Here is a 23,268-nt window from a genome sequence, read left to right as displayed (position 1 = left end):
GCCGGGCATGCCCGGCCCCTACCGTGCGGCAGATTGTAGGGGGCGCTGTCCGCATCGGCCTGCGGGGCGTCGGGGACGCCGCCCCCTACATTTACCGTTTTTTCAGCTGCTCCTCCAGCCCTTCACGCGGCGTCACGTAGACCGTCGTGTAGACCTCGTACAGCACCATGCCCGGTTTCGCCCCGTTGGCCTTCCATATATTTTTGACCTCGGTGGTGTCCACGGCGACCTTTGCACCGCCGTTCTGGCTCGAATGCAGGACGGCCAACTCGGCGGCCTCCTGTTTGGTCGTGTCGGGGATGTCCTCTCCGCGGCTCATAACGACGCAGTGGCTGCCGGGTGCCTTCTGGACGTGGAACCACAGGTCTTTGCCGCGGGCGGTGTGCAGGGTCAGCTTGTCGTTCTGCAGGTTGTTGCGCCCCACCAGGATCTCAAAGCCGTCGCTCGAGGTATACCGCAGGAAGTCCGCAGGCTTTTGCTTGCGGTCCCGCTGCTTGTAATACTTTAAGTAGCCCTGACTTTTCAGCTCGGCGCGGATCTCGTTCAGTGCCATCTCGCCGGGGGCGCTCTCCACCTCATACAGCACCGTGCGCAGATACTCGATCTCGGCCTCGCCCTCCACCAGCAGCTTTTGCAGCATGGCGTGAGCGGTCTGCTTCTTTTTATAATCGCTGAAATACTTCTGCGCGTTCTCGTTGCCGCCCAGACGCGGGTCCAAGCGTATGGTCACATCCTCGCCGGTGTAGTAGTTCTGCACGGTCACCTGCGGGTCACCCTTGTGGATGGCCCAGAGGTTCGCCTGCAAAAGCTCGCCGTACAGGCGCAGCGTGTCGGCCTTGGCGGACTGGCTCAGTTCCTCCTTCCGCGCGGCCTGCTTGCGGACGGCGCGGTCATACATATTGTGGACGGCCTTGTACAGCTCACGGCTTTTCTGGCGCAGGCGCTCGGCGCGGTCCTTCGTGGCGTAGTAGTCCTCGAGCATCTCGCTGTAGGACGGATACCGGGTCAAAATCGCCGCGCTGCCGTACTGCTGCGGCACAAAGAAGCTGAACTCCACGGGCTTCGGTGCGCCGTCCGGCTGGGGCAGACGCACCGCGGTGGGCGTGCCGCCGTGGGCGTGCTCGTCCTTCAATTCGTCGATGGCCGCGGCCAGCCCGGCCTTCTCCTCGGCGGTCAGGTCGCAGGCCAGCGCGGGCGTTTCCCCCAGTGCGCGGCAGACGGCCTCCCGCACGACGACGGGGCCGACGCCCGCCACCGTCTTGCCCAGCGCCTGTGCAACGGGCAGATCCTTCTCGCACGCAGCGGCCACGATGGCGGCGGCGCTCGTCTCCAAAAAGTCAGGCCGCGCGGGCTTGGGCGGCAGCGTGTAGGCCAGACCCGGCAGCAACTGGCGGACCTCGCTGTCGTCAAAGTCCACCCGCTTGAGGGCATCAATGATGCGCCCGCCCTGCACGAGCACCAGATTGGAGTAGCGGCCCATCAGCTCGACAGCCAGCGTGTTCGTGACCAGGTCGCCCATCTCGTTCGTGCAGCGGAAGTCAAAATAGACGATGCGGTCCCCCGGCTCGCGGCGCAGCTCAATGAGCCGCCCGCCGGTCAGGTGCTTGCGCAGCAGCATACAGAAGCCCGGCGGCGTGAGCGGGTTCTCGAAGCTCTCCTTCGTCAGGCAGACGCGGGCCGAGCCACTGCGGGCCGACAGCAGCAGACGGTGGGTCTCGGTGCGGGTGCGCAGCGTCATAAGCACCTCGTCGCGGGTCGGCTCAAAAATTTTGTCGATCTTGGCATCGAGCAGCGTGTTTTTCAGTTCACCGGCGACCAGCGCCAGCGTTGCGGCATCAAGGGACATGGGAATGGCTCCTTATTATAATAGGTAGGAATACGGATCAGCATCAGCCTCGGCGTGGGCGACGGTGAGGGCCGGGAACTGCTTTTCCAGCTGGACGGCCAGCACATCGGCAATGGCGTGCTCGGTGCCCCAGTGGCCCGCGACCACAAGGCCGATGCCCTTCTGCCTGGCCAGCAGCGCAATGTGGTGGGCTGCCTCGCCGGTGACAAGGCAGTCCGCGCCGCGCGCGATGGCTTCCTCTAAGTAACTGCCGCCCCCGCCGCTGACCTCGGCCAGGCAGGTGACAGGCTTTTGGCCGTTCACGTACTTGACGCCGCTGCGCAGCGTGGCGGCGCAGAATTTGGCCAGCGCCTCCACCGTGGTGGGCATCGTGGTGCCGATGCGCCCGCAGCCTTCGGCGAAGCTCTCGCGGCCCTCGGCGGCGATGCCGAGGATGTCGCAGAGTGTATCGTTGACGCCGCCCGGGGCCGCGTCAAGGTTTGTGTGCATACAGATGGCCGAGATGCCGTTTTTCATCAGCAGGGCGGGCACATCATCGGCAGCCAGTGTCCTGAGCGGATGGAAGATGACCGGGTGATGGCTGACAATAAGCTGGCAGTCGTTTTCGACAGCCTCCCGCACGACGGCGGGGGTGATGTCCAGCGTGGTCAGCACACCGTCCACGGGCTGACCCGCATCGACGAGCAGGCCGACGTTATCCCAATCCAATGCCAGCTCCTGCGGGGCCACCGCCCGCAGAAAGCCCAAAATCTGCTGTACGCTTACTGACATGTTTTTACCTCCTGATGGATTCTGTTTTACCGCAGGCTTGCGGAGAATGCCCGTCTGCGGGTGCCTGATTTGACGCTGCGGGCCGGGCATACCCGGCTCCTACGGCGAGGCGATGGGGAACGCTGTGGCTTTTTCCACTGTGCGCAGGGGCGGATTTTATATCCGCCCGCGGGCGTTTACCGTGCCGCTAACGCATCTAATTCGGCGATGAGCTCCCCCACCGCGTCCCGTTCTGTTCCCTCCGGCAGACCCAAACGGTACTTCTTCAGCTTCTCATTCTGCACGGCGTAATACTCGCTGCACCCGGGCTGGCCGTTCGTCAGGCCGGTCAGGCAGAACAGCCCGTCCGGCTCGCGGGCGGCACCCGTGTACTGCGCGTTCATGACGGCGTACCACCGGCCTGCGGCTTGGCAGAGGGTCTCGGCCCGCAGTGCAAAGCCGCGGCGGGCCAGCCAGCGGCGCAGGATGCTGTGCTTCGTCGCGGGGACCAGCACCAAATTGTACCGCGCATCGAACACCCAGGGCGCTGCCTCCAGAATCTCAATGATCGTCTCCGCGCCCATACCGGCGATGATGATGTCATCGACCTCGCCGGGTTCTAAAACCGAGAGCCCGCTGCCCAAGCGGCACTGCACCTTATCCCCGTAGGGCGCGCAGGTCATGCGGGCCTTTTCCAGCGGACCGGGGCGCAGGTCGCAAGCCAAAACAAGCGGGCAGCGTCCGCTGCCCGCCAGTGCGGCGCTTAATTTGCCGTGATCGCAGCCGATGTCCGCCGCCGCGTGCCCCGGACGTACAAAATCATAGGCAGCGGCCAGGCGGGCATCGAGCCGCGGCGCATTACAGGTGTGCAAAGTAGTCGTTCAGCTCGTCGACGAGCTCGTCGGCGTCAACGCCGTGGACAGCACAGGCCTCCTCGACGGTCTCACCATGGGAGGCCATGCAGCCCAGGCAGTGCATACCGGTGGACAGGAAGATGGGCACGCAGCCCTGGGTGGGGTCGTTGTTCAGGATCTCGGCGATGATGGTATTCTTCGTAACAGTCATGAGAGTGTCTCCTTTATAATAGTGTGGGCAGATTTATGATACCGGCTGCCAGCTTGCGTATAGGCTATAGCCCTGCAGCAGGGTCAACAGTGTACAGGCGGTGACGGCCAGTGCCGCCCCGCGGGAAAGGTCGCGCCGCGCACAAACGCTGCGGTTTCCCTTGACGAGCAGAAGCGCCAGCGGCAGCACGGGCAGCCAGTAGCGGCCCTGCATACCGAACAGCGTTTCATAGTTGATGGGCGTCCAGTTCAGCGCCACGACGAGCGACGCCGCCGCAACGCAGAGGATGATGCCCAGCACGCCGAAGCCGGTGCGGCGGCCCAGCAGCGGCTCATCCGGTTCGTCCTGCACCGGCAGGGCTGCCGCCAGCAATGCCAGCACCAGCCCGACGCCCAGCAGCCAGCTGACGTCGATGCGGTAGACGATCGGCTCCCCCAGCGTCGTGCCCAGAATGCCCTGCAGCCAGAGCGCCCCCTGCGCGGGGATCGTGCGCAGCAAGAGCTTCGCCGTGGCGGGCAGGTTGCGGCAGATGTACCCCAGCGAGAACGTCCAGATGGAATCGCCGTTGGGGTTCGTCATGAGCAGCTGGTCGGGGGCCAGCCCGCCCCCCATGCGGGACAGCGCAAGCACCCCGCAGACGGCGGCCAGCACAACGGCACAGGCCAGTGCGCCCTTGAACAGGCGCAGCTTTTTGGCGTCATTCTGTACCTTTTCATACAGACGGCGCGTCAGTGCCAGCAGCAGGATAACGCCCACTGCGCCGACGGCCAGAAGCATCTGATTCGTGTCGCGGGCGGCATAAGCCAGCTCGCCGAGGTTGGCGGAGAGCCACAGGCAGCCCGCCAGCACGAGCACGGTCTCCCGGATCAGCTGCCCGGACCGCACGCGCGCACCAAACGAGCCCCGGACAAATTCCGTCGGCCCCACAAGGTTGTCCGCCGGGATGATAAAGCAGAGCAGCACCACCGGCAGGTAGATGGCCTTGGCCGGGCCGACAGCCCCGCCGAGGGCGATGAGCAGGATTTTTTCCCACCACACGGCTTTTTTGGTGCGCAGCCGCAGGCAGAGCGCCGTGTAGCAGAACACCATGCCCAGCACCGACGCATCGGGCGAGAGACTGCCCGCCAGCTGCAGCGGCATCGGCAGCAGCGCAATGCAGGCCAGCAGCCCGCGCACCGCCGCCGGGGCCAGCACCACAGCCAGCACGGCCAGCAGCAGATAGAAAATCAGGTTGAAGGTCCGCGCCTGACGCAGCATCGTGTAAAAGTTGGCACCGGCATTGCGGGCCAGCCGGATGCCCAGCGCCTGCGGCAGGTAGTTGCCGCTGCCCTGCCCGGCCTTGGCCTCGCTGACGGCGGTCAGCGCGTCGGGACCACCGGCTTCATTTTGACGGGCCAGTGCCTCGGCCTTGTAGGCCAGAATGCCGATCTCGCCGCTGCGGGTGCCGAAGTGCGGCGCATCGCTCTCCCGCACCAACAGACAGCCGTTTTCGTCGGCGGGCGTCTCGCCGCCCAGGCGGCTGGCCAGCTCATAGGCTGCGGCCAGGTGGGTGTATTCATCGGGCGCGACGAGCGCCGGGGTGACGCGCACAAACAGCAGTCCGCACGCAAGGCCGACCACCGCCACGGTCAGCGGCAGCGGGGCACGCAGACCGAACAGCAGCACGGCGGCAAACGCTGCGAACGCCAGCAGCGGGGCCAGCCCGTTTGCCAAATCGGACGGCCAGCTGCCGGTATCGTCGGTCATATACTGCAATGCCAGCGTGGCGTCGGCATCAACGCCGTCCGCGGTCAGGGACAGCGCCCCCACTGTGCCGGTGCTGGCCCAGAGGCCGAGCGGCCCCTCCCACTCGACGACGTTATAGATGTGCAGGTAAAGCGTTTCCTCCTGTGCCGCCGTGTAGGCCGTGCCGAAGGCAAAGCCCGTGAAGTTGTCGTCAAAAATGTTGGCGTAGTTGCCCGCCGCCTCGCGCAGGATCGTGCCGTCGGCATCACACAGATCGACCATGACCATACCGGCGCGGTACAGCTCCCCGTGGGTGCTGAACCGCAGACGGCAGCCGTAGAGCGTCTGCCCCGCCTCCAGCGGGACGGCCTGCCAAAGTCCGTCCTCGGGTACGTCGATGATCTGGGTATAGTCATCGTTTGCGATTTCATAGACCGGCTCATTGCCGATGCGCAGCTGCAAATCATAGCCGACCCAGCGGCAGAGCAGCCAGACCGCCGCAGCGGCAGCCAGCGCCGCCACAGCGCTGGCGAGGACGCGGCGCAGGGTGAGTTTTTGTTTCATAGGCATTGCCTTTCTGGCAGGATGTACAGGGATCAGTGCTATTATACCGCATAGGGCACAAAAACGCAAATCACCGCTGCAATTGGTAGAGATACCAGGTCACTTCGCCCTCGCCGCCGTCATAGCTGCACCGGTCAATGACCGCATACTGCGGGAAATCGCCGTGCAGGTCGCCGGTCAGCGCCACGACGTAGTCCACAGCACCGGCCTTCAATACGGCCTGCTGGTCGGTCCACTGGTCGTCCAGCGGCATGTTCGTCACGCAGAAATATTTGCAGGGCGGCAGCACGCCCGCCGCCGTGTAAAAGCCGCCGTCCAGCGTGCCGTAGTTCAGCAGGCTGCCGCCGTTGATCTGCGCTGCAAAGCGGTATTGGGGCAAGTCGGCGCGGGCGCGGCCCCGCAGTGCCCGGTTGGGCGTCAGGGCATAGCAGGCGGCAGCGCACGCGGCCAGCACAGCCCAGGGCAGCGCGGTACGGACGGGCGCGGGGGTCTTTTCCGCAAGGCAGACCAGCGGCACAAGGCCCAGCGGCGCAAAGACCGCCAGAACCAGCCCGTAATAGACCAGGTAGCCGCCCATCAGACTGGTAGCGGCCAGCCCCGCGGCCAGTGCGGCCACGCCCCCCGCTGCGGCAAAACGCCGGGTCAGCAGCGCCCAGAGCAGGAACGCCGCCAGCAGCAGCGCGGCGGGCAAGCCATCCCGCACCGCCCACCACAGGTGCTGCGCCAGCGCGGGCAGACCGCCGCCCTCCCCCTTATAAAGGAAGAGATTGTCATAAAAGTAGGCGGTGAACCAGTCCCCCAGCGCGCCGTGTACGCCGAAGTAGACGACCCACGGCAGCGTGGCCAGCGCCATGCCGCCAAGGTACGCCCCCACGCTGCGGCCCAGCTGCGCAAGCCAGCCGCGCCGCAGGTAGAGCGCCGCCAGCACCACGACCCACGCGAGGTAGAAGCCCAGCACCGTGTACTTGAGCCAGAGCGCGCACCCGGCCAGAAGGCCCTGCACACAGACCGCGCGCAGCGGCTTGGTGCCGGGACTGTGCAGCGCCCTGAGCAGGCTGAACAGCGCCGCTGCCAGAAACGGCAGCAGCAACTCCTCGGCACTGCCGCCGTGGGAGAACGCGCGGCTGGCCGCCATGCCCGCTGCGGGCAGCGCCATCCACCACACCGAAAGGCGGTGGCCCGCCAGCAGCTCCGCCGTGCGCAGACCCGTGTACAGAAACGACGTCATGGCGATGATTTCCAGCACCAGCACGCCGCGGAAGTCTGTGCCGCCGACAAGGCCCGCCAGCCCGTACAGCAGGTAGAGCACCGGGCCCTTGTGGTCGAACACGTCACGGTAAAGCACCCTGCCGTCGAGCATGGAGCGGCCCATCGTGAAGAAGATGTTTGCGTCCATCCAGTCGTTGAAGGCGTAGAGCGGCGACGACTTGCTGCACAGAGCCAGCAGCACCGCCGACAGCGCCGCCAGCCGGACGACGCGCGGCAGCCTTGAGAGAGTTTTTTTCATTCTATCAACCTGTAATCGTCCCGATAACAAACCACGCCCCGGCGATAAGGCCGGGGCGCGGAATGGAACATTCAACTCAGTTTACATGCAAAAGCGCGTAAATCAGCCGTTCTCCTTCATCTTAGCGAAGCACTCGCTGCAGTAGACCGGACGGTCCTCGCGAGGCTGGAAGGGAACCTTGCAGGCCTTGCCGCAGCTGGCGCAGGTAGCGTCGAACATCTGGCGCTCGCCGCGGGTAGAGTTCTTGCGGGCATCACGGCAGGGCTTGCAGCGCTGGGGCTGGTTCTCGAAACCACGGCTGGCGTAGAACTCCTGCTCGCCGGCGGTCCAAACGAACTCCTTGCCGCAATCCTTGCATACCAAAGTCTTGTCTTCGAACATAGTGGGTATCTCCTCTGTGTTTATTTTGCCCGCGGAAGAATCTAAAACAACGCAATGGGAATGGACCAACTGAACTGATTTTAGGCGCTACTGGGGGCAGGTTGATATATGACGCAGGCAAATCGCCTGAATCCTAGGTTGTGGGCGCACCGCGCAGCTTGCGGCGCGCACGGGCCAGCGCATTGGCCACGTTTTTGGCGGGAAGTCCCAGCTCCCGCGCGGTCTGCGCAGGGGTGCGGCCTTCCAGTCCGGCCATTAAAACCGTGCGTTCCAGCGCGGAAAGCTCGGTCTGCATACGGCGGAGCGTGTCCGCGTACTGTTCGCCGAAGATAGCAAGCTCCTCGGGGCCGGGGCGGGTGTCGGTGCTTTCCTCGGCGGCGGGCAGCGGCACGCTGTAGTTCAGCGGTGCGTGCTTTTTGCGCAGAGCCGCCCGGCGGGCGTCCTGCTGCGCGTGGCGGATGCAGGCCGCGGCGTAGGCCGTGAAGGTCTGCCCGGCAGCGGGGTCAAACCTGCGCACAGCATGGAACAGGCCGATCAGCCCCTCCTGCACGGCATCGTCAAAATCGAGGCCGGGGGCAGTGCATTCCGCCGCACCCTTGCGGATGGCCGGCATCATGCGGGCGATCAGTGCGGCAAGCGCGTTCTCGTCCCCCTGCTGTGCGCGGGCGGGCAGATCCTGATCGAGTAAAGGCATAGCGTCCCTCCGGGTATATGCGAACAATCTAATAATAGCCGGATTTTCCCCATTTGTCAATCTTTTTTTCGGTTGAAAAGGCTTCCCCATCGGGGGAAGGCCCTCATTTTATAAGTAGCTCATTTCCTCTTTCCGGCGTCCGGCCAGATCGGGGTTGTCGAGGACGGCACCGGCGCCGAGGGCTACACAGTCCAGGGGGCTTTCGGCAATGTGGACCTCGATGCCCGTCTCATTCTGGATGAGGGTATCCAGCCCGCGAAGCAGCGCACCGCCGCCGGAAAGCATGATGCCGCGGTCAATGATGTCGCTGGACAGCTCGGGCGGGGTGCATTCCAGCGTGTCCTTGATGGCCTCGACGATGCGCAGCAGGCAGTCGTTCATGGCGTCGCGGACCTCCTCGGAGCGGATCAGAATGTCCTTCGGCAGGCCGTCCACAAGGTTGCGGCCTTTGATTTCCATGCTGGCCTCGGGGTCCTGCGGGCAGGCCGAGCCGATCTCGATCTTGATCTGCTCTGCCGTGCGCTCACCGACCAGCAGGTTGTATTTGCGCTTGATGAAAGCGATGATGCTCTGGTCCAGCGCGTCGCCCGCGCAGCGCACGCTGCGGCTGGCGACGATGCCCGACAGGCTGATGACCGCGACCTCCGCCGTGCCGCCGCCGATGTCCACGATCATGCTGCCGACGGCGTCGGTGGTGGGCAGACCGCTGCCGATGGCGGCGGCCATCGGCTCCTCGATGACCGTGACCTGGCGCGCGCCCGCCTTGGCTGCAGCCTGGCGCACGGCGCGGCGCTCGACCTCGGTCACACCGGAGGGCACACAGATGACGACCCGGGGGCGAGCCAGAATGCTGTTGCCGCAGGCCTGACGGATAAAGCTCTGCAGCATAGCCGCGGTAACGTCAAAATCCGCAATAACGCCGTCCTTGAGGGGGCGCACCGCCACGATGGAGCCGGGTGCGCGGCCAATGACCGCCTTGGCCTCATGGCCGACGCTGCGCACCCGCAGCTCGTCGCTGCGCGGGTCCACGGCGACGACGCTTGGCTCGCGCATGATGATGCCGCGGCCCTTCATGTACACAAGGGTGTTGGCGGTGCCCAGATCAATGCCGATGTCTTTGGTAAACATAGCGTGTATTCTCCCGAAAAAGCATGTAAAAAAGTTGCAGATTTTTCCCATACAGACTCCCGTTTCCGGGGCTGTCCGGGTCAGGTAAGCTCGCGCAGCAGCTGCGCCGTGCGGTGAACCGGCAGCCCCATGATGTTGTAGTAGCACCCTTCGATGCCCGCACACCACAGCGCCGCGTGCCCCTGGATGGCATAGGCTCCCGCCTTGTCGTAGGGCTCCGGCGTGCGCACGTAGGCGCACAGGTCGTCCTCCGCGATGGGCGAGAAATGGACAACGGTTGTCTCGACAGTGGCGGCGGCACGGCGGCCCCGGCAGATGCAGACACCGGTGTGGACGCGGTGCTCACGCCCGGAGAGAGCGCGCAGCATCCGCACGGCGTCGGCCTCGTCCTTCGGCTTGCCGAACACCTCGCCCTCGCACTCGACCACCGTGTCAAAGCCGCAGACGACGTCATCGGGGTTTTCCTCGGCCACGGCGCGGGCCTTGGCAGTGGCCAGAGCCTTGGCGAGGTGCGCCGGGGAATCCGCCGCGATCTTCGTCTCGTCCACGTCGCTGGTGATGACAGTATAGTCGGGGGTGATAAGAGACATCAGCTCACGCCGGCGCGGACTGCCGGAGGCAAGGATCAGAGCCATAGTGTGCTTCCTTTCTGGTCTATTATAAAAAGTCGGAGTGTGCAGAGTTTGCCGAAACAAGGTGTGAGCAGAAATTTTAGGAAAAGGGCACTGCCGGAAGGTTCTCTCCCTCCGGCGCTGCGGCGCCACCTCCCTCGCAGAGGGAGGCAAGGGGCTCTTGGCCCCCTCTGCGAGGGTGACTCCCCACGGTGTGGGGAGATGTCGCGAAGCGGCAGAGGGGCCCGGGCCCGAAGGGCTCCGCCCGCAGGCGGTGGGGGAGAGAACCTCGCGGCGAATGCCGTTTATTTCCCCGTCGACCCAAACCCGCCTGCACCGCGTGCGGTGTCGGTCAGCTCATCGGCCGGGGTGAACGCTGCCTGCCAGACAGGGGCAATGCAGAGCTGGGCGACGCGCTCACCGGGCTGGATGGTGTAGGGTTCGTTGGACAGGTTCACCATCGGCACGCGCAGCTCACCGCGGTAGTCGCTGTCAATGACACCGACGCCGTTCGCCATGCAGAGACCGTGCTTGATGGACAGGCCGCTGCGGGCGTAGACAAGGGCGACGCACGCGGGGCCGGGCAGCTCGATGGCAAGGCCGGTGGGCACGAGGGCGCGCTGCATCGGGGCCAGCGTCAGCGGTGTATCCAGCACCGCGCACAGGTCCGCCGCCGCCGCGCCGGGCGTAGCGTACTGCGGCACAACGGCGCGGGCATCCAACTTTTTGTATTTTACAATGGGATTCATAAGGCAAAGTCTCCGATTTTCAAATAATAAATAATAAATGCGGTGGACCGCGTCGCCGCGCTCCGCTCAAAAAATTTGTTTGCGCCGTGGCGCAAACTCCACATTCTTTATTATTTATTATTTCTTATTTTTTATTTGCAAGCCGCCCTTTTTCGGGTCAGCCTGCGGTGTTAGTTATTCGTATAGTATAACCCACGCGTAAACTCGCTGTCAAACGGTTGGGCGTTGAAAAGCAGGTCCAAAATCTGGGATACGCGGGCGGGGGTCTCTGTCGTGAAGGCCGCTACCGCCACGTCCACGGGCAGCTCACGCAGGCGCTCACCCATGTAGAGCGGCACCGGGTTGAACACTGTGCGCACGCCCGCCCCGCCGGGGGCCGAGCAGGTCACGGTGAAGTCGCGGCCCTTGCGGTCCCGCAGCGTGCCGCCGCCCGGACATTTGCCGCAGTCGCGCACATTGCGCAGGGGGCAGGCGCGGGTCAGCATCAGCGGCAGATGGCCGTAGCAGAGCGCCGCCGTGGGCACGCCGGGGGCCACGGCCTGCATGGCCGTCAGCGCGGTCTCGGGCTGCAAAAGCATGCCCTGCACCCCCAGGGACGCATACCGCGCGGCGCTCATCGGGTTCGTGACGTTCAGGCCCAGGCCGCCGTACAGCGTCCAGCCGTCGGTATAGCGCAGCTGTGCGGGGTTGTTGACCACCGCCCCGGCAAAACCCGCGTCCTGCAGGGCGTCCAGCCGCGCGGCGGTCTTTTGCTCGAGTCTGCCGAACATGACCCGCGGCAGCTCCAGCAGCGTTTTCCCCCGCCATGCCTCAGGAATGCTCTCGGCTTCGGTGATCGGGAAAATCAGGTATTGCAGCTTCTCCGCCGCCTCCGCCGGGCACTGGGCCGCATTGGCAAAGCGGGCGGCCAGCGCGGGCAGCTGCCCCACGGTATGGGCGGGATAGGTCGGCATTTCAAACGCCTGTACGGCGTGGGGCGTAACCTCGCTGCGCTTTTCCAGCAGCTTGTCCAGCGCCTCGCGGCGCAGCTCGTTCCAGGCGGCGCCGGGCAGGAAGCCGAAGCCCCCCTCCCCCGGCGCGGCGGCAAGGCCGTCCATGACAAACGGCGTGCCGCCGGTCTTGCCGAGGGCGCGCTCAATGCCGGGCAGTGGGTCCTTCTGGGCAGGCTGCGGCTCGTCGGCGCTGTAGACGCTGACCCTGTGGCCGTCGTCGTCGCGGGCGGTCAGCTTGACGCCGCCGTCCTCTACGCCGCCGCTCAATTCATAGTGTACGGGCACGCGCTGCAGCTCGCGGCGGAACAGCTCGCGTGCCTTGGGCGTGGCGGCGCGGGTCGCCGCGGCGTCGGCCTCGGTGCGCACGCCGAACATCTTGCCGTCGTTGCGGTTCGTCAGGTAGCCGTCGGTGAAGCCCGAGCGCGAGAAGATGTCCCGCACGAGCTTTTCGTCGTAGGGCTGGCCCGCGCAGACCGCGCGGCAGGCTGTGACGACTGCCGCCGCGTACTCGGGCGTGCGCAGGCGGCCCTCGATCTTCACGCTGGCGACACCCGCGTCCATCAGCTCCCGCAGGTGCGGGATGTAGTCCATGTCCTTTAAGCTCAAATGGCAGGCACGGCCCGGCTGGCCGGGTTTTAGACCGGCACTTGCGTCAAACGGCAGACGGCAGGGACCCGCACAGGCACCGCGGTTGCCGCTGCGCCCGCCGAGGAACGCGCTCATCATGCACTGGCCGGACACGCTCATGCAGAGCGCGCCGTGGACAAAGACCTCGACCTCGATGGGGCTGGCCTCGCAGACGGCACGAATCTCCTCCAGCGACAGCTCACGCGCCAGAATGACGCGGTCATAGCCCAGCGCGGCAAGCTCCTTAGCGCCCTCGGGCGTGTGGACGCTCATCTGGGTCGAGCCGTGCAGGTGCAGCGTCGGTGCAATACTTTTGACCAGCTGCGCCGTCGCCAGGTCGTCCGCAATGACGGCATCCGCCCCGGCTGCAGCCACGGCGCGCACGGCGTCGGCCAGGCCGGACAACTCCCGGTCATAGACCAGCGTATTCAGCGTCACATGCACCTTGACGCCGCGGGCATGGCAGAACGCCACGGCCTCCCGCAGCTCGTCGGGGGTAAAGTTGCCCGCCGTGCGGCGCGCGTTAAAGCCCGTCAGCCCCAGATAAACAGCATCAGCGCCGCTGAAAACAGCGGCGCCAAGCATCTCGCGGTTGCCCGCCGGGGCTAAAATCTCGGGGCGGCTCATTCGTCCTCCGCCGGGAACTGATTGCGGCGCAGGCGGCGCTCCAGCTCATCCACACGGCGTTTGAGCGACGCATTCTCACGGCGGGCCTCCTCGGCAGCCATCTTGGCGCTGGCCGCATCCTCGAGGTAGTCCTTGATCTGGCGGCGCATATTGTCGGCGCTGCCGCTGGCCTTTTCCAGCTCATCACGATAGTTCAGCGCGGTCATGACTGCCGCCGTCGTGATGGAGACCGAGTTCGAGGACGCCATCAGCTCGTTCATGTCCAGGTTCAGTCGGTCCGCGAGGTTCTTCATGTAATCCTCGCTCTCACTCGTGTTGACTACATAGCTGGAACCGCAGATGTTCAGCCGCACTTTTGAGGTAGCCATACCCATAATCATACTCCTTCCGGTCTCTGCACGCCTTTATTTACAGTGGGGCGCAGAATCTTACATCTATTATAGTACAAATTACCGATTTGCAAAAGCCCTTTTTGACGGAATTGTATAAAAAACCTGCAAACAGGCAATTTCGACTTGCGCAATCCGCTAAATATCGTTATAATCTAGAGTGTGGTTTATTGAAAGCACCGAAAAGAGCGCAAAAATCATGAATTCTCATGACTGCAAAGAAGGAGAGAACGATTTTGAAATACACAAAGCGTGAATTTGAGAAGCTGCTCAAGGACAAGCTGATGAGTGAGTGCAACGTCACCATCGACGCCGCCTCCGCCGATCAGATCTACCGCTGCCTGGCCATGATCACCCGCCAGATCATGTCTGACCGCCAGAAGCAGTTCCAGTCCAAGGTTCTGGGCGAGGGCAAGAAGCAGGTCTACTACCTCTGCATGGAGTTCCTCATGGGCCGCAGCCTGCGCACGAGCCTGTTCAACCTTGGCCTGAACGAGGTTGCCGAGAGCGTGCTGGCTGATGCCGACGTCAAGATCGACACCATCTATGAGCAGGAGCCCGATGCGGGCCTGGGCAACGGCGGTCTGGGCCGCCTGGCCGCCTGCTATCTGGACGGCATGGCCACCGACGGCATCCCCGGCACCGGCTACTCCATCCTGTACGAGTACGGCATCTTCAAGCAGAAGATCGTGGACGGCTGGCAGCAGGAGACTGCTGACAACTGGCTGCCCGGCGGTCAGGTCTGGATCAAGAGCCATCCCGACCAGGCCCAGGAGATCCGCTTTGACGGCCAGGCCATCGAGACCTGGGAGGGCGGCTTCCATCACGTCAAGTATGAGAACTACAACTCCGTTATCGCCGTGCCCAACGATATGTATGTTGCCGGTTACGGCTCCAACGGTGTTTCCAAGCTGCGTCTGTGGCAGGCTAAGGCCCCCAGCTTTGATATGAGCAGCTTCAACGCCGGCAACTACAACACGGCTATCAGCCAGTCTGCCTCTGCCGAGCTGATCTCCAAGATCCTCTACCCCAACGACAACCATACCGAGGGCAAGATCCTGCGCCTGCGCCAGCAGTACTTCTTCTCTGCCGCGTCCATCGCAGACATCCTGCAGAACCACCTGAACCAGTACGGCACGCTGGACAACCTGGCCGACAAGGTCGCCATCCAGCTGAACGATACCCACCCCACCGTCGCCATCCCCGAGATGATGCGCATCCTGCTGGATGAGTGCAGCTACGAGTGGGACGCTGCCTTCGACATCTGCCGCAAGGTCTTTGCCTACACCAACCACACCGTCATGAGCGAGGCACTGGAGAAGTGGAACGCGGACATCTTCCGCAACACCCTGCCCCGCATCTGGCAGATCGTCTGCGAGATGGACCGCCGCTGCCGCGCCGACCTGGCCAAGGCCTTCCCCGGCGACCAGGGCAAGATCGACTATATGGCGATCATCGGCGACAACCAGGTCCGCACCGCCAACATCTGCGCCTACACCTGCCACGCCATCAACGGCGTTTCCAAGCTGCACAGTGAGATCATCAAGGACAGCGTTTTCCATGATTACTTCCTGTACAAGCCGCAGGCATTCAAGAACGTCACGAACGGCATTGCCTACCGCCGCTGGCTGCTCTGCTCCAACCCGGGCCTGACCCATCTGCTGGAGGAGACCATCGGTGACGGCTTCAAGACCGACGCCTCCGAGCTGAAGAAGCTGGAGAAGTTCGTGGACGACAAGACCGTGCAGGCTGCCGCCGCCAAGGTCAAGCGTGAGAACAAGGCCGACTTTGCCAACTACCTGCAGAAGGCCACCGGCCAGGTCATTGACCCTGATTCTATCTTTGACTGCCAGGTCAAGCGTATGCACGAGTACAAGCGCCAGCACCTGAACGCGCTGAACATCGCTGCCGAGTACCTGTACCTGAAGAACAACCCCAACGCCGAGTTCACCCCCAAGACCTACATCTTCGGCGCGAAGGCCGCCCCCGGCTACTACATGGCCAAGCAGATGATCCGCATGATCTGCAAGCTGGGCAAGCTGATCGACGAGGATCCCGCCGTCCGCGGCAAGCTGCGCATCGTCTACCTCGAGGACTACTGCGTCAGCCTGTCCGAGCGCCTGATGCCCGCCTCCGAGGTCTCTGAGCAGATCTCTCTGGCCGGCACCGAGGCCTCCGGCACCGGCAACATGAAGTTCATGCTGAACGGCGCGATCACGCTGGGCACGCTGGACGGCGCGAACGTTGAGATCGCCGACGCTGCCGGCCACGAGAACGAGATCATCTTCGGTATGCTGACCCCCGAGGTCAACGCGCTGAAGGGCATGGGCTACCACCCGAACGCCTTCATCAACGGCGACAACACCGCGATGGCAGTTCTGGACTTCCTGGAGAAGGGCTGGAACGGCGAGAACTTCAACGAGGTCACCAGCAACCTGCGCAACTCCGACCCGTACATGGTCATGGCGGACTTCAAGGACTACCGCCGTGCCCAGCACGACCTGCAGGAGCTGTACCGCGACAAGCAGAAGTGGAACCACATGAGCCTGAAGAACATCTCCAACGCAGGCATCTTCAGCGCAGACCGTTCCATCATGGACTATGCGCGTGACATCTGGGGCGCTACTCCCGTCAAATAATCTGGTTATCTGATTTTTGCCGTGCCCTGTCCGGGGCACGGCTTTTTTGTGCAGGCTTCCCCATCGTGGGAAGCTGTCACCGAAGGTGACTGATGAGGGCCAAGTCTGCCCTGCCGCCCTTTTGCCGGGCCATAGCGGCAGGCTCTCCCCTCATCCGGCCCTCCGGACCACCTTCTCCCCCAGGGGAGAAGGCTTTACGCTAACGTAAAGGGGAGACATCCATGTCCCACACATTCTACAACAGCCTCGACCTCACCTGCAAATCCCCGTTCGGGGCGGTGAAGGCCGGTCAGCCTGTGACCTTCAATCTGACCGTGCCGGAGGACCTCGGCTACGTTGACCCGCATCTGGTGCTGACGAAAGACCGCGAGGACCCCGTCCACTACCGCATGGAGTTCACGGGCCAGACACCCAAGGTCAACCACTTCGCGCTGACCGTCACGCCAACGACCTCGGGGCTGTACTTTTATCACTTTGACCTCTACACCGACTTCCGCCGCATCTACCGCACGCCGGGCGGTGAGGGTGTGCTCAGCTGGACTGACGGTCAGGACTGGCAGCTGACGGTCTACGAGCCGGACTTCAAGACGCCCGACTGGCTGAAAAACGGCACGATGTATCAGATTTTCCCGGACCGATTCTGCGAGGGAAAGCCTGACAAAGCGATGCCGTTTGCAGACCGCATCTACCGCACCGACAAGACCGGCGAGCCGTATTTCTGGCCCACCGAGCAGAGCGAGGGCTACCTGAACATGGACTATTACGGCGGCGACTTCGCGGGAATCCAACAAAAGCTGCCGTACCTGCGCGATTTAGGTGTGACCTGCATCTACCTGAACCCGATTTTTGAGGCCCACGCCAACCACCGCTACAACACGGCGGACTACCTCAAGGCCGACCCGCTGCTGGGCACGAACGAGGAGTTCAGCGCCCTGTGCGCCGCTGCCGCCAAAGAGGGCATCCGCATCATCCTGGACGGCGTGTTCAGCCACACGGGGTCGGATTCCCGCTACTTCAACCGCGAGGGTCGATACGGCCCGGGCGGCGCGTACCGGGACCGCAGCTCTCCCTACCGCAGCTGGTACGACTTTGACTCGGGCTATCCCTGCGGCTACCGCAGCTGGTGGGGCTTTGAGACGCTGCCCGAGGTACAGGAGGAATCCCCCTCCTACGTGGAATTTATCTGCGGCAAGGGCGGCGTCATCGACACTTGGCTGAATCTGGGCGCGTCCGGCTTCCGGCTGGACGTAGCCGACGAGCTGCCCGACGATTTTATTGAAAAAATTCGCGCTGCCGTCAAATCCCACGGCGAGGACAAGCTGCTGCTGGGCGAAGTGTGGGAAGATGCGACGACGAAGGAGGCCTTTGGCCGCCGCCGCACCTACCTGCGCGGGCACGGTCTGGACGCCGTGATGAACTACCCGTTCCGCAGCGCCACGCTGGATTACCTGCACGGCGCGGACGTCACCGCCGTGGCCGACGCTCTGATGCAGATCTGCGAGCACTACCCTGCCCCGGCGCTGAACTGTGCGATGAATTTCCTGTCTACCCACGACACCGAGCGCGCCATCACAGCGATTGCGGGCGAGCCCTGCAATAACCGGGACCGCTACTGGCAGAGCAAGCGGGTCATTCCCTCCGGCCAGATGGACGAAGCCATCCGCAGGGAACTGCTGGGCTACGCGATGATCTTCACGCTGCCCGGCGTGCCCTGCGTCTACTACGGCGACGAGATCGCCATGCAGGGCTACCGCGACCCGTTCAACCGTGCGTTCTTTGACTGGAACTCCACCGAGCAGCGGCTGCGCGGCCCGATCAAGACGCTGGCCGCCCTGCGCCGCAGCTGCGACGCCTTTGACGGCGGGCGGCTCGAGATCGTCCGCGCCGAGGGGGATATTCTCCACTACCGCCGCGTCGGCATTGTCCAGACGGCGGAGATCATCCTGAACCGCGGCCCGCATCTGATTGCCGAGGAAGCCTTCGGCAAGAACACCGAGGTCAACCCCGGCGGCTTCACCGTGCTGGTCGAGGACAACCACCCGGAGCATGTGGGGTATTTTTCGGTCTACTAATCCGGGGACGGGTGCCTCCCTTGCCCCTCTCGGCCACACCCATTTATAGCAGTCTGTAGGGGCCGGGCATGCCCGGCCCGCAGCCTTACGCCAACGCCCTTTTCCGCTTTACACCCCTTTTCACCCCCGCATCGTAGGGAGGGGTCTTGACCCCTCCGCGGGGTGTCGGGGACGCCGCCCCCTACAAATTTGCCGCAAACCTTCTGGCTGCTTGCAGGGGAGGGATTCATCCCTCCCGTCTCCCTCACCCCGCATCCCTCCAAAATTTCTCTTGCAAAATCCCCTTTTCCGCGTTATAATACCCTCAAGGTAAAAGGGAGTAAGGGACGCGCCCCTGCCGCGCGCCGTATCGCTTCGTCACCACGGGTGGCCTGCCGCCCCGGGGCATACTGTGAACACTGAGACTTTTGCCGCAGACTTTTCTGCGGCAGGGGTCTTTTTTTGTACCCTGCCGCCCACAAACGGGAGGTATCATACATGCAATTTCTGCAAACCTTCGCCGGGTTGTTCGCCAACTTCGGCAATCTCACATGGCAGATGGTGGTCATGTGGGTCATCGGCGGCCTGCTGATTTACCTGGCCATCGCCAAAAAGATGGAGCCGAGTCTCTTGCTGCCTATGGGCTTCGGCGCGATCCTTGTCAATCTGCCGCTGTCCGGGGCCATCACGCAGGGGACTACCGTCGGCCCCATCAGCGCACTTTTTGACGCCGGTATGTCTAATGAGCTGTTCCCGCTGCTGCTTTTCATCGGCATCGGCGCCATGATCGACTTCGGCCCGCTGCTGGAAAAGCCGTGGCTCATGCTGTTCGGTGCGGCGGCGCAGTTCGGCATTTTTGTCACACTCGTGCTGGCGGGGCTGTTCTTTGACCTGCCCGACGCGGCGTCCATCGCGGTCATCGGCGCGGCGGACGGCCCGACGGCTATCTTCGTGGCGAACACCCTGGGCAGCAAATACCTGGGTGCCATCATGGTCGCGGCGTACAGCTACATGGCGCTTGTGCCCATCGTGCAGCCGCCGGTCATCCGCCTGTGCACGACCAAAAAAGAGCGGCTGATTCGGATGCCGTACCAGAAGGGCAGCGTCAGCAAAACCACCAAAATTTTGTTCCCGATTGTGGTCACTATGCTGGCCGGGCTTGTCGCGCCCGCCAGTGTAGCGCTGGTCGGTTTCCTCATGTTCGGCAACCTGCTGCGCGAGTGCGGCGTGCTGAACGCCCTGTCAGAGACCGCGCAGAACGTACTGGCGAACCTTATCACGATTGTGCTGGGCCTGACCGTGGCGGGCCAGATGACCGCCGACAAATTCGTCCGGCCCGACACACTGCTGATCCTGGCGCTGGGTCTGGTCGCGTTTATTTTTGACACCGCCGGCGGCGTTTTCTTCGCCAAGCTGTTGAATTTGTTCCTGCCCGAGGGCAAAAAAATCAACCCGATGATCGGCGCGGCAGGCATTTCTGCGTTCCCGATGAGCGGGCGCGTCGTCAACCAGATGGGCCTGGCTGAGGACAACCAGAATTTCCTGCTGATGTACTCGATCAGTGTCAACGTCTCGGGCCAGATCGCGTCGGTCATTGCCGGCGGCCTGATCCTGACCCTTATGAGCAGCTGCGTATAAGGAGGTCAACCCATGTCAACCGCACTTCTTCCCGTCACCCTCTCGATGCTCTGCGCCGGTATGGCCGGCATCTTTCTCGTCCTCGGCGTCCTCGTGCTGGGGGTGTATGCACTGAATAAGTTTTTCAGTGGAAAATAAAAAAGCTTCTCCGAATGGAGAAGCTCAACTTACAGGGGCGGGCATTGCTCGCCCCTGCTTTTTTATATTTTACAGGTTTACTCCTTCGCCACAAACACCACGCCGACCACGCCGGGACCGACATGGGTGCCGATGGTGGGGCCAAGCTGGGCCACCCGGCCGCCGGTCAGCTGGAGATTCTGGTGCATGTAGTGGTGTACCGGTGCAATAAGCTGCTTATTATCGCTGTAGAGCAGCGTATAGCCGTAGCGCGGGTCAATACCGCCGAGCGCGTCCAGCTGCTTGAACATGGCGACGAGCGCGCCGGGGCGTCCACGGCCCTTGTCCACCAGCTTGATCTCGCCGTCCTTCAGGGCCAGCACCGGCTTGATGCCGAGCGCACCGCCCACAATGGCAACGGCGGCGGGCAGTCGTCCGCCCTTCTGCAGATGCTTGAGGCTGTCCACTACGGCGACGATACGCACCCGCTTTTTGAACTGCTCCAGCACGGCGGCGATTTCCTCCGCCGTCAGGCCCTCCTCATCGCGCAGGCGCACCGCCTCACGGACAAGCAGCGCCTCAGCCTGCGAGGCCGCCTCAGAGTCCACGATATGCACCTGCAGACCGACATCGGCGGCGGCCAGATGCGCGCACTGGTAGGTGCCGGACAACTTCTGGCCGATGGTGATCACAAGGACCTCATCCCCCGCTGCGGCGGCATCCTCATACACCTGCATAAAGCTGGCCGGGCTGGGCTGGCTGGTGCGGGGCAGCTTGCTGTCCTCTGCCAGGCGGACGAAAAATTCATCCTTCGTCATCGTGCCGTCATCGAGCTGGGTGGTGCCGTCTGCAAAGGTGACAGACAGCGGCACAACAAAGATGCCGGGGACGGACAGCTGCTCCGCAGTCAGATCGGCGGCGGAATCGGTAACAATACGGATCATGGCAGTAACTCCTTTATGGGCGTGCGGCAGCGCCGCATGTTGTTGACTGTTCAATAACTTGTTTAGTATACCACAGTTTTTCCGCGCTGTAAAGTGGATAAGGGCATAGAAAAAGCCCCCTTGCGGGGGCGGATTCTGGCAAAAATGACAGCGTGGAAAGCAAACAACCACACTGTAGGGGCCGGGCATGCCCGGCCCTGCCGTGTATAGCAAATGACCATTTGTGGGAAAGCGGCGGGCGGATATGGAATCCGCCCCTACGGAAGATGTGATTTTGGAAGAAGCTATAAATAAGGGCAGAGGGCGGCGCAAGGTGGCGGGCGGCATATATGCCGCCCCTACTGCTCTATAAACTTTTAGCAATGCAATAACCCGCACACGGCCCGGCAGGGAGGCTCCCCCCTACTCCTCAATGCCCAATAGCTCTGTGGCCGTATCCGGGTCAAGCTGCTGGACGGATTCGAGCTTACGGGTGATGGCGCGGCTGCGGGGGCCGATCAGCTCCTCCAGATCGGAGCCGGTCTGGTTCAGGTGGCGCTGCATCTGCTGCAGACCCGCGCCGAACTTTTCAAACTCGGTCTTGACCGCACCCAAGATCGTCCAGACCTCGCCGCTGCGCTTCTGGATGGCCAGCGTGCGGAAGCCCATCTGCAGGGCGTTGAGCAGCGCCGCCATTGTGGACGGCCCGGCCACCGTGATCTGGTAATCCCGCTGCAAAAGCTCCGTTACACCGCTGGAAACCACCTCGGCGTACAGCCCCTCAAACGGCAGGAACAGGATGCCGAAGCTCGTCGTGTAGGGCACCTCAATGTACTTGTCGTGGATGTCCCTGGCCTCGGCGCGCAGGACATTGTTCAGCGCCTTGCGCATGGCGGCCACAGCGGCAGCATCGCCGCGCTCCTGCGCCGCCTGCAAATGCGCGTAGGTATCGCCCGGGAATTTCGCGTCGATGGGCAGCCAGACCGTGCCGTTCTGCCCCGGCATCTTGATGGCGTACTCCACGCGGTTCGTGCTGCCGGGCACGGTGGCGACGTTGCAGGCGTACTGGCCGGGGGCCAGGATCTGCTCCAAAATCGCGCCGAGCTGCACCTCGCCCAGGATGCCGCGGGTCTTGACGCCGGACAGCACCTGCTTTAAGCTGCCCACGTCGGCGGCCAGATTCTGCATCTCACCCAGACCCTTGTAGACCTGCTCAAGCTGGGCACTGACCGTCTTGAACGAGTCGTTGATGCGCTGCTGCAGTGTGTCCTGCAATTTTTCCTCGACTGTGCCGCGGATCTCATCCAGCTTTTTGTTGTTGTCGGCGCGGATCGTGTTCAGACCCTGCACCAGCGCGCCGCGCACACTGTCCATCCGGGTCGCATTGGAGTCCTCAAGATTTTTCAGCCGCGTTTCCATCATCGTCAGCTGGGCCAGCAGGGCATCGTTCGCGGCCTTCTGGCGGGCGGCCCCGGCTCGGTCAATGGATTCCAGCCGCGCCGTGCTGGCGGCGGCGTTCTGGCGCTGGTTCTCGGCCAGAACGGCAGAAAAATCCCGCAGCGTCGCCGTCGTTGTGCGGGCGCTCTCACCCTGCATGGCGCGCAGCTGCTCGGCCAGCAGGTCGGTCTCGCTCTGCAAAACCGGCGTCACCGCGCGGACAAAGTCATCCGCCGTATCAATTTTCTGCTGTGGTTCGTCGTTTTTGTGCATTACCTTTGCCAGCACCACGGCCAGCAGGATGTCCCCCGCCACGGCCAGCACCAGCAGCACATACAAAATCCAGCTCATAGGCACCTCACCGGATCAGCAGCAGCGCCGCGCCGATCACGGCCAGCACCGCCGCAAAAAATTCCGTCTCCCAGCTTTTGCGCTCCACACAGCGGGCGTTGGGGTTGTACCAGACCTGCAGCACCTTCCCCTTGTCCTTGTCGTGCCTGAACCAGAAGGCGTCGTTCGTCTCCAGCTCCAGCCGCCGACCGTTGGCGTACAGCTCCACCAGATAGCGGTAGCCGCCCGCACCCCGGCTGTTGCTGGTGGATGACGCACGGCGGCATTCCAACACGCGGGCGGGCAGCAGCGCGGCCCCGCGGACCGTGCGGTATTTTTCCACAATGGCGGCTGCGGCCAGTGCAAAAAGCACGGTGCCCAGCACGCGATACACAATCAGTAATGTTGTCGGCATAGCAGTCTCCCTAAGGCAACACCGCATAATTCCCGCCTTACGGCTTAAGCACCGCTCCGGCGG

General features: G+C 63.4%; 20 protein-coding genes. 4 read left to right on the top strand and 16 right to left on the bottom strand.

Features of this window, described 5'->3' with window-relative positions; translation table 11 throughout:
- Window positions 1-91: 91 nt before the first annotated feature.
- From B5D32_RS02695 to B5D32_RS02635, 13 genes are all read right to left on the bottom strand, one after another.
- Window positions 92-1,846, bottom strand: a complete 1,755-nt coding sequence (locus tag B5D32_RS02695) for an Rqc2 family fibronectin-binding protein (RefSeq protein WP_078783553.1) — start codon at window positions 1,844-1,846, stop codon at window positions 92-94.
- A gap of 15 nt (window positions 1,847-1,861) precedes the next feature.
- Window positions 1,862-2,617 (bottom strand): Nif3-like dinuclear metal center hexameric protein, encoded by a 756-nt coding sequence (locus B5D32_RS02690; protein ID WP_078783552.1) that lies wholly within the window; start codon window positions 2,615-2,617, stop codon window positions 1,862-1,864.
- A gap of 176 nt (window positions 2,618-2,793) precedes the next feature.
- On the bottom strand, window positions 2,794-3,468 hold the full coding sequence (locus B5D32_RS02685; RefSeq protein WP_078783551.1) for a class I SAM-dependent methyltransferase: 675 nt from the start codon (window positions 3,466-3,468) through the stop codon (window positions 2,794-2,796).
- Window positions 3,455-3,661: a DUF1858 domain-containing protein gene (locus B5D32_RS02680; RefSeq protein ID WP_078783550.1), complete on the bottom strand. Its 207-nt coding sequence runs from the start codon at window positions 3,659-3,661 to the stop codon at window positions 3,455-3,457. Before B5D32_RS02680 ends, B5D32_RS02685 begins: the two co-directional genes overlap by 14 nt.
- Window positions 3,662-3,694: 33 nt before the next feature.
- Window positions 3,695-5,950 carry a DUF2142 domain-containing protein gene (locus B5D32_RS02675; RefSeq protein ID WP_159446968.1) on the bottom strand — a complete coding sequence of 752 codons (2,256 nt, stop codon included), beginning with the start codon at window positions 5,948-5,950 and terminating at the stop codon, window positions 3,695-3,697.
- A gap of 70 nt (window positions 5,951-6,020) precedes the next feature.
- A complete protein-coding gene (locus B5D32_RS02670) occupies window positions 6,021-7,457 on the bottom strand; it encodes a hypothetical protein (RefSeq protein WP_078783548.1) in 1,437 nt (478 codons plus the stop codon).
- Window positions 7,458-7,559: 102 nt separating this feature from the next.
- Window positions 7,560-7,838 carry a zinc-ribbon domain containing protein gene (locus tag B5D32_RS02665; protein WP_078783547.1) on the bottom strand — a complete coding sequence of 93 codons (279 nt, stop codon included), beginning with the start codon at window positions 7,836-7,838 and terminating at the stop codon, window positions 7,560-7,562.
- Between the two features lie 133 nt (window positions 7,839-7,971).
- Window positions 7,972-8,532: a sigma-70 family RNA polymerase sigma factor gene (locus tag B5D32_RS02660; RefSeq protein ID WP_159446967.1), complete on the bottom strand. Its 561-nt coding sequence runs from the start codon at window positions 8,530-8,532 to the stop codon at window positions 7,972-7,974.
- A gap of 108 nt (window positions 8,533-8,640) precedes the next feature.
- Window positions 8,641-9,660, bottom strand: a complete 1,020-nt coding sequence (mreB, locus tag B5D32_RS02655; RefSeq protein ID WP_078783545.1) for a rod shape-determining protein — start codon at window positions 9,658-9,660, stop codon at window positions 8,641-8,643.
- Window positions 9,661-9,740: 80 nt separating this feature from the next.
- Window positions 9,741-10,295: a Maf family protein gene (locus tag B5D32_RS02650; protein WP_078783544.1), complete on the bottom strand. Its 555-nt coding sequence runs from the start codon at window positions 10,293-10,295 to the stop codon at window positions 9,741-9,743.
- Between the two features lie 281 nt (window positions 10,296-10,576).
- On the bottom strand, window positions 10,577-11,020 hold the full coding sequence (dut, locus tag B5D32_RS02645; protein ID WP_078783543.1) for a dUTP diphosphatase: 444 nt from the start codon (window positions 11,018-11,020) through the stop codon (window positions 10,577-10,579).
- Between the two features lie 170 nt (window positions 11,021-11,190).
- Complete coding sequence (locus B5D32_RS02640; protein WP_078783542.1) at window positions 11,191-13,266, bottom strand: U32 family peptidase; 2,076 nt, start codon at window positions 13,264-13,266, stop codon at window positions 11,191-11,193.
- Window positions 13,263-13,634 (bottom strand): cell division protein ZapA, encoded by a 372-nt coding sequence (locus tag B5D32_RS02635; RefSeq protein WP_227594285.1) that lies wholly within the window; start codon window positions 13,632-13,634, stop codon window positions 13,263-13,265. The genes B5D32_RS02640 and B5D32_RS02635 overlap by 4 nt, the downstream gene beginning before the upstream one ends.
- Window positions 13,635-13,864: 230 nt before the next feature.
- Here B5D32_RS02635 and B5D32_RS02630 point away from each other — a divergent pair, with 230 nt between their 5' ends.
- The 4 genes from B5D32_RS02630 (at window position 13,865) to B5D32_RS14795 (ending at window position 20,121) form a co-directional block, all read left to right on the top strand.
- On the top strand, window positions 13,865-16,294 hold the full coding sequence (locus B5D32_RS02630; RefSeq protein ID WP_078783540.1) for a glycogen/starch/alpha-glucan phosphorylase: 2,430 nt from the start codon (window positions 13,865-13,867) through the stop codon (window positions 16,292-16,294).
- Between the two features lie 221 nt (window positions 16,295-16,515).
- Window positions 16,516-18,366 carry a glycoside hydrolase family 13 protein gene (locus B5D32_RS02625; RefSeq protein WP_078783539.1) on the top strand — a complete coding sequence of 617 codons (1,851 nt, stop codon included), beginning with the start codon at window positions 16,516-16,518 and terminating at the stop codon, window positions 18,364-18,366.
- A 477-nt stretch (window positions 18,367-18,843) separates the two neighbouring features.
- On the top strand, window positions 18,844-19,983 hold the full coding sequence (locus tag B5D32_RS02620) for a sodium ion-translocating decarboxylase subunit beta (protein ID WP_078783538.1): 1,140 nt from the start codon (window positions 18,844-18,846) through the stop codon (window positions 19,981-19,983).
- Between the two features lie 12 nt (window positions 19,984-19,995).
- The gene (locus tag B5D32_RS14795; protein ID WP_143402655.1) at window positions 19,996-20,121 is read left to right on the top strand and encodes an OadG-related small transporter subunit; all 126 of its coding nucleotides are present in this window, start codon (window positions 19,996-19,998) and stop codon (window positions 20,119-20,121) included.
- A 77-nt stretch (window positions 20,122-20,198) separates the two neighbouring features.
- On the opposite strand, the gene B5D32_RS02615 is transcribed toward B5D32_RS14795, so the two are convergent.
- The 3 genes from B5D32_RS02615 to B5D32_RS02605 all read right to left on the bottom strand — a co-directional run bounded on the left by B5D32_RS02615 (window position 20,199) and on the right by B5D32_RS02605 (window position 23,205).
- A complete protein-coding gene (locus B5D32_RS02615) occupies window positions 20,199-21,044 on the bottom strand; it encodes a DegV family protein (protein WP_078783537.1) in 846 nt (281 codons plus the stop codon).
- Window positions 21,045-21,446: 402 nt separating this feature from the next.
- Entirely contained in the window at window positions 21,447-22,811 is a 1,365-nt protein-coding gene (locus B5D32_RS02610; RefSeq protein ID WP_078783536.1) for a DNA recombination protein RmuC, read from the bottom strand.
- Between the two features lie 7 nt (window positions 22,812-22,818).
- Window positions 22,819-23,205, bottom strand: coding sequence for a DUF3592 domain-containing protein (locus B5D32_RS02605; RefSeq protein ID WP_078783535.1), 387 nt, complete (start codon window positions 23,203-23,205; stop codon window positions 22,819-22,821).
- Window positions 23,206-23,268 lie beyond the last annotated feature (63 nt).

This window comes from Gemmiger formicilis (genome assembly GCF_900167555.1).
Taxonomy (GTDB): domain Bacteria; phylum Bacillota; class Clostridia; order Oscillospirales; family Ruminococcaceae; genus Gemmiger; species Gemmiger formicilis.
Note: the sequence above shows the minus strand (reverse complement) of the source record. Positions and strands in the feature narration are given on the sequence as shown.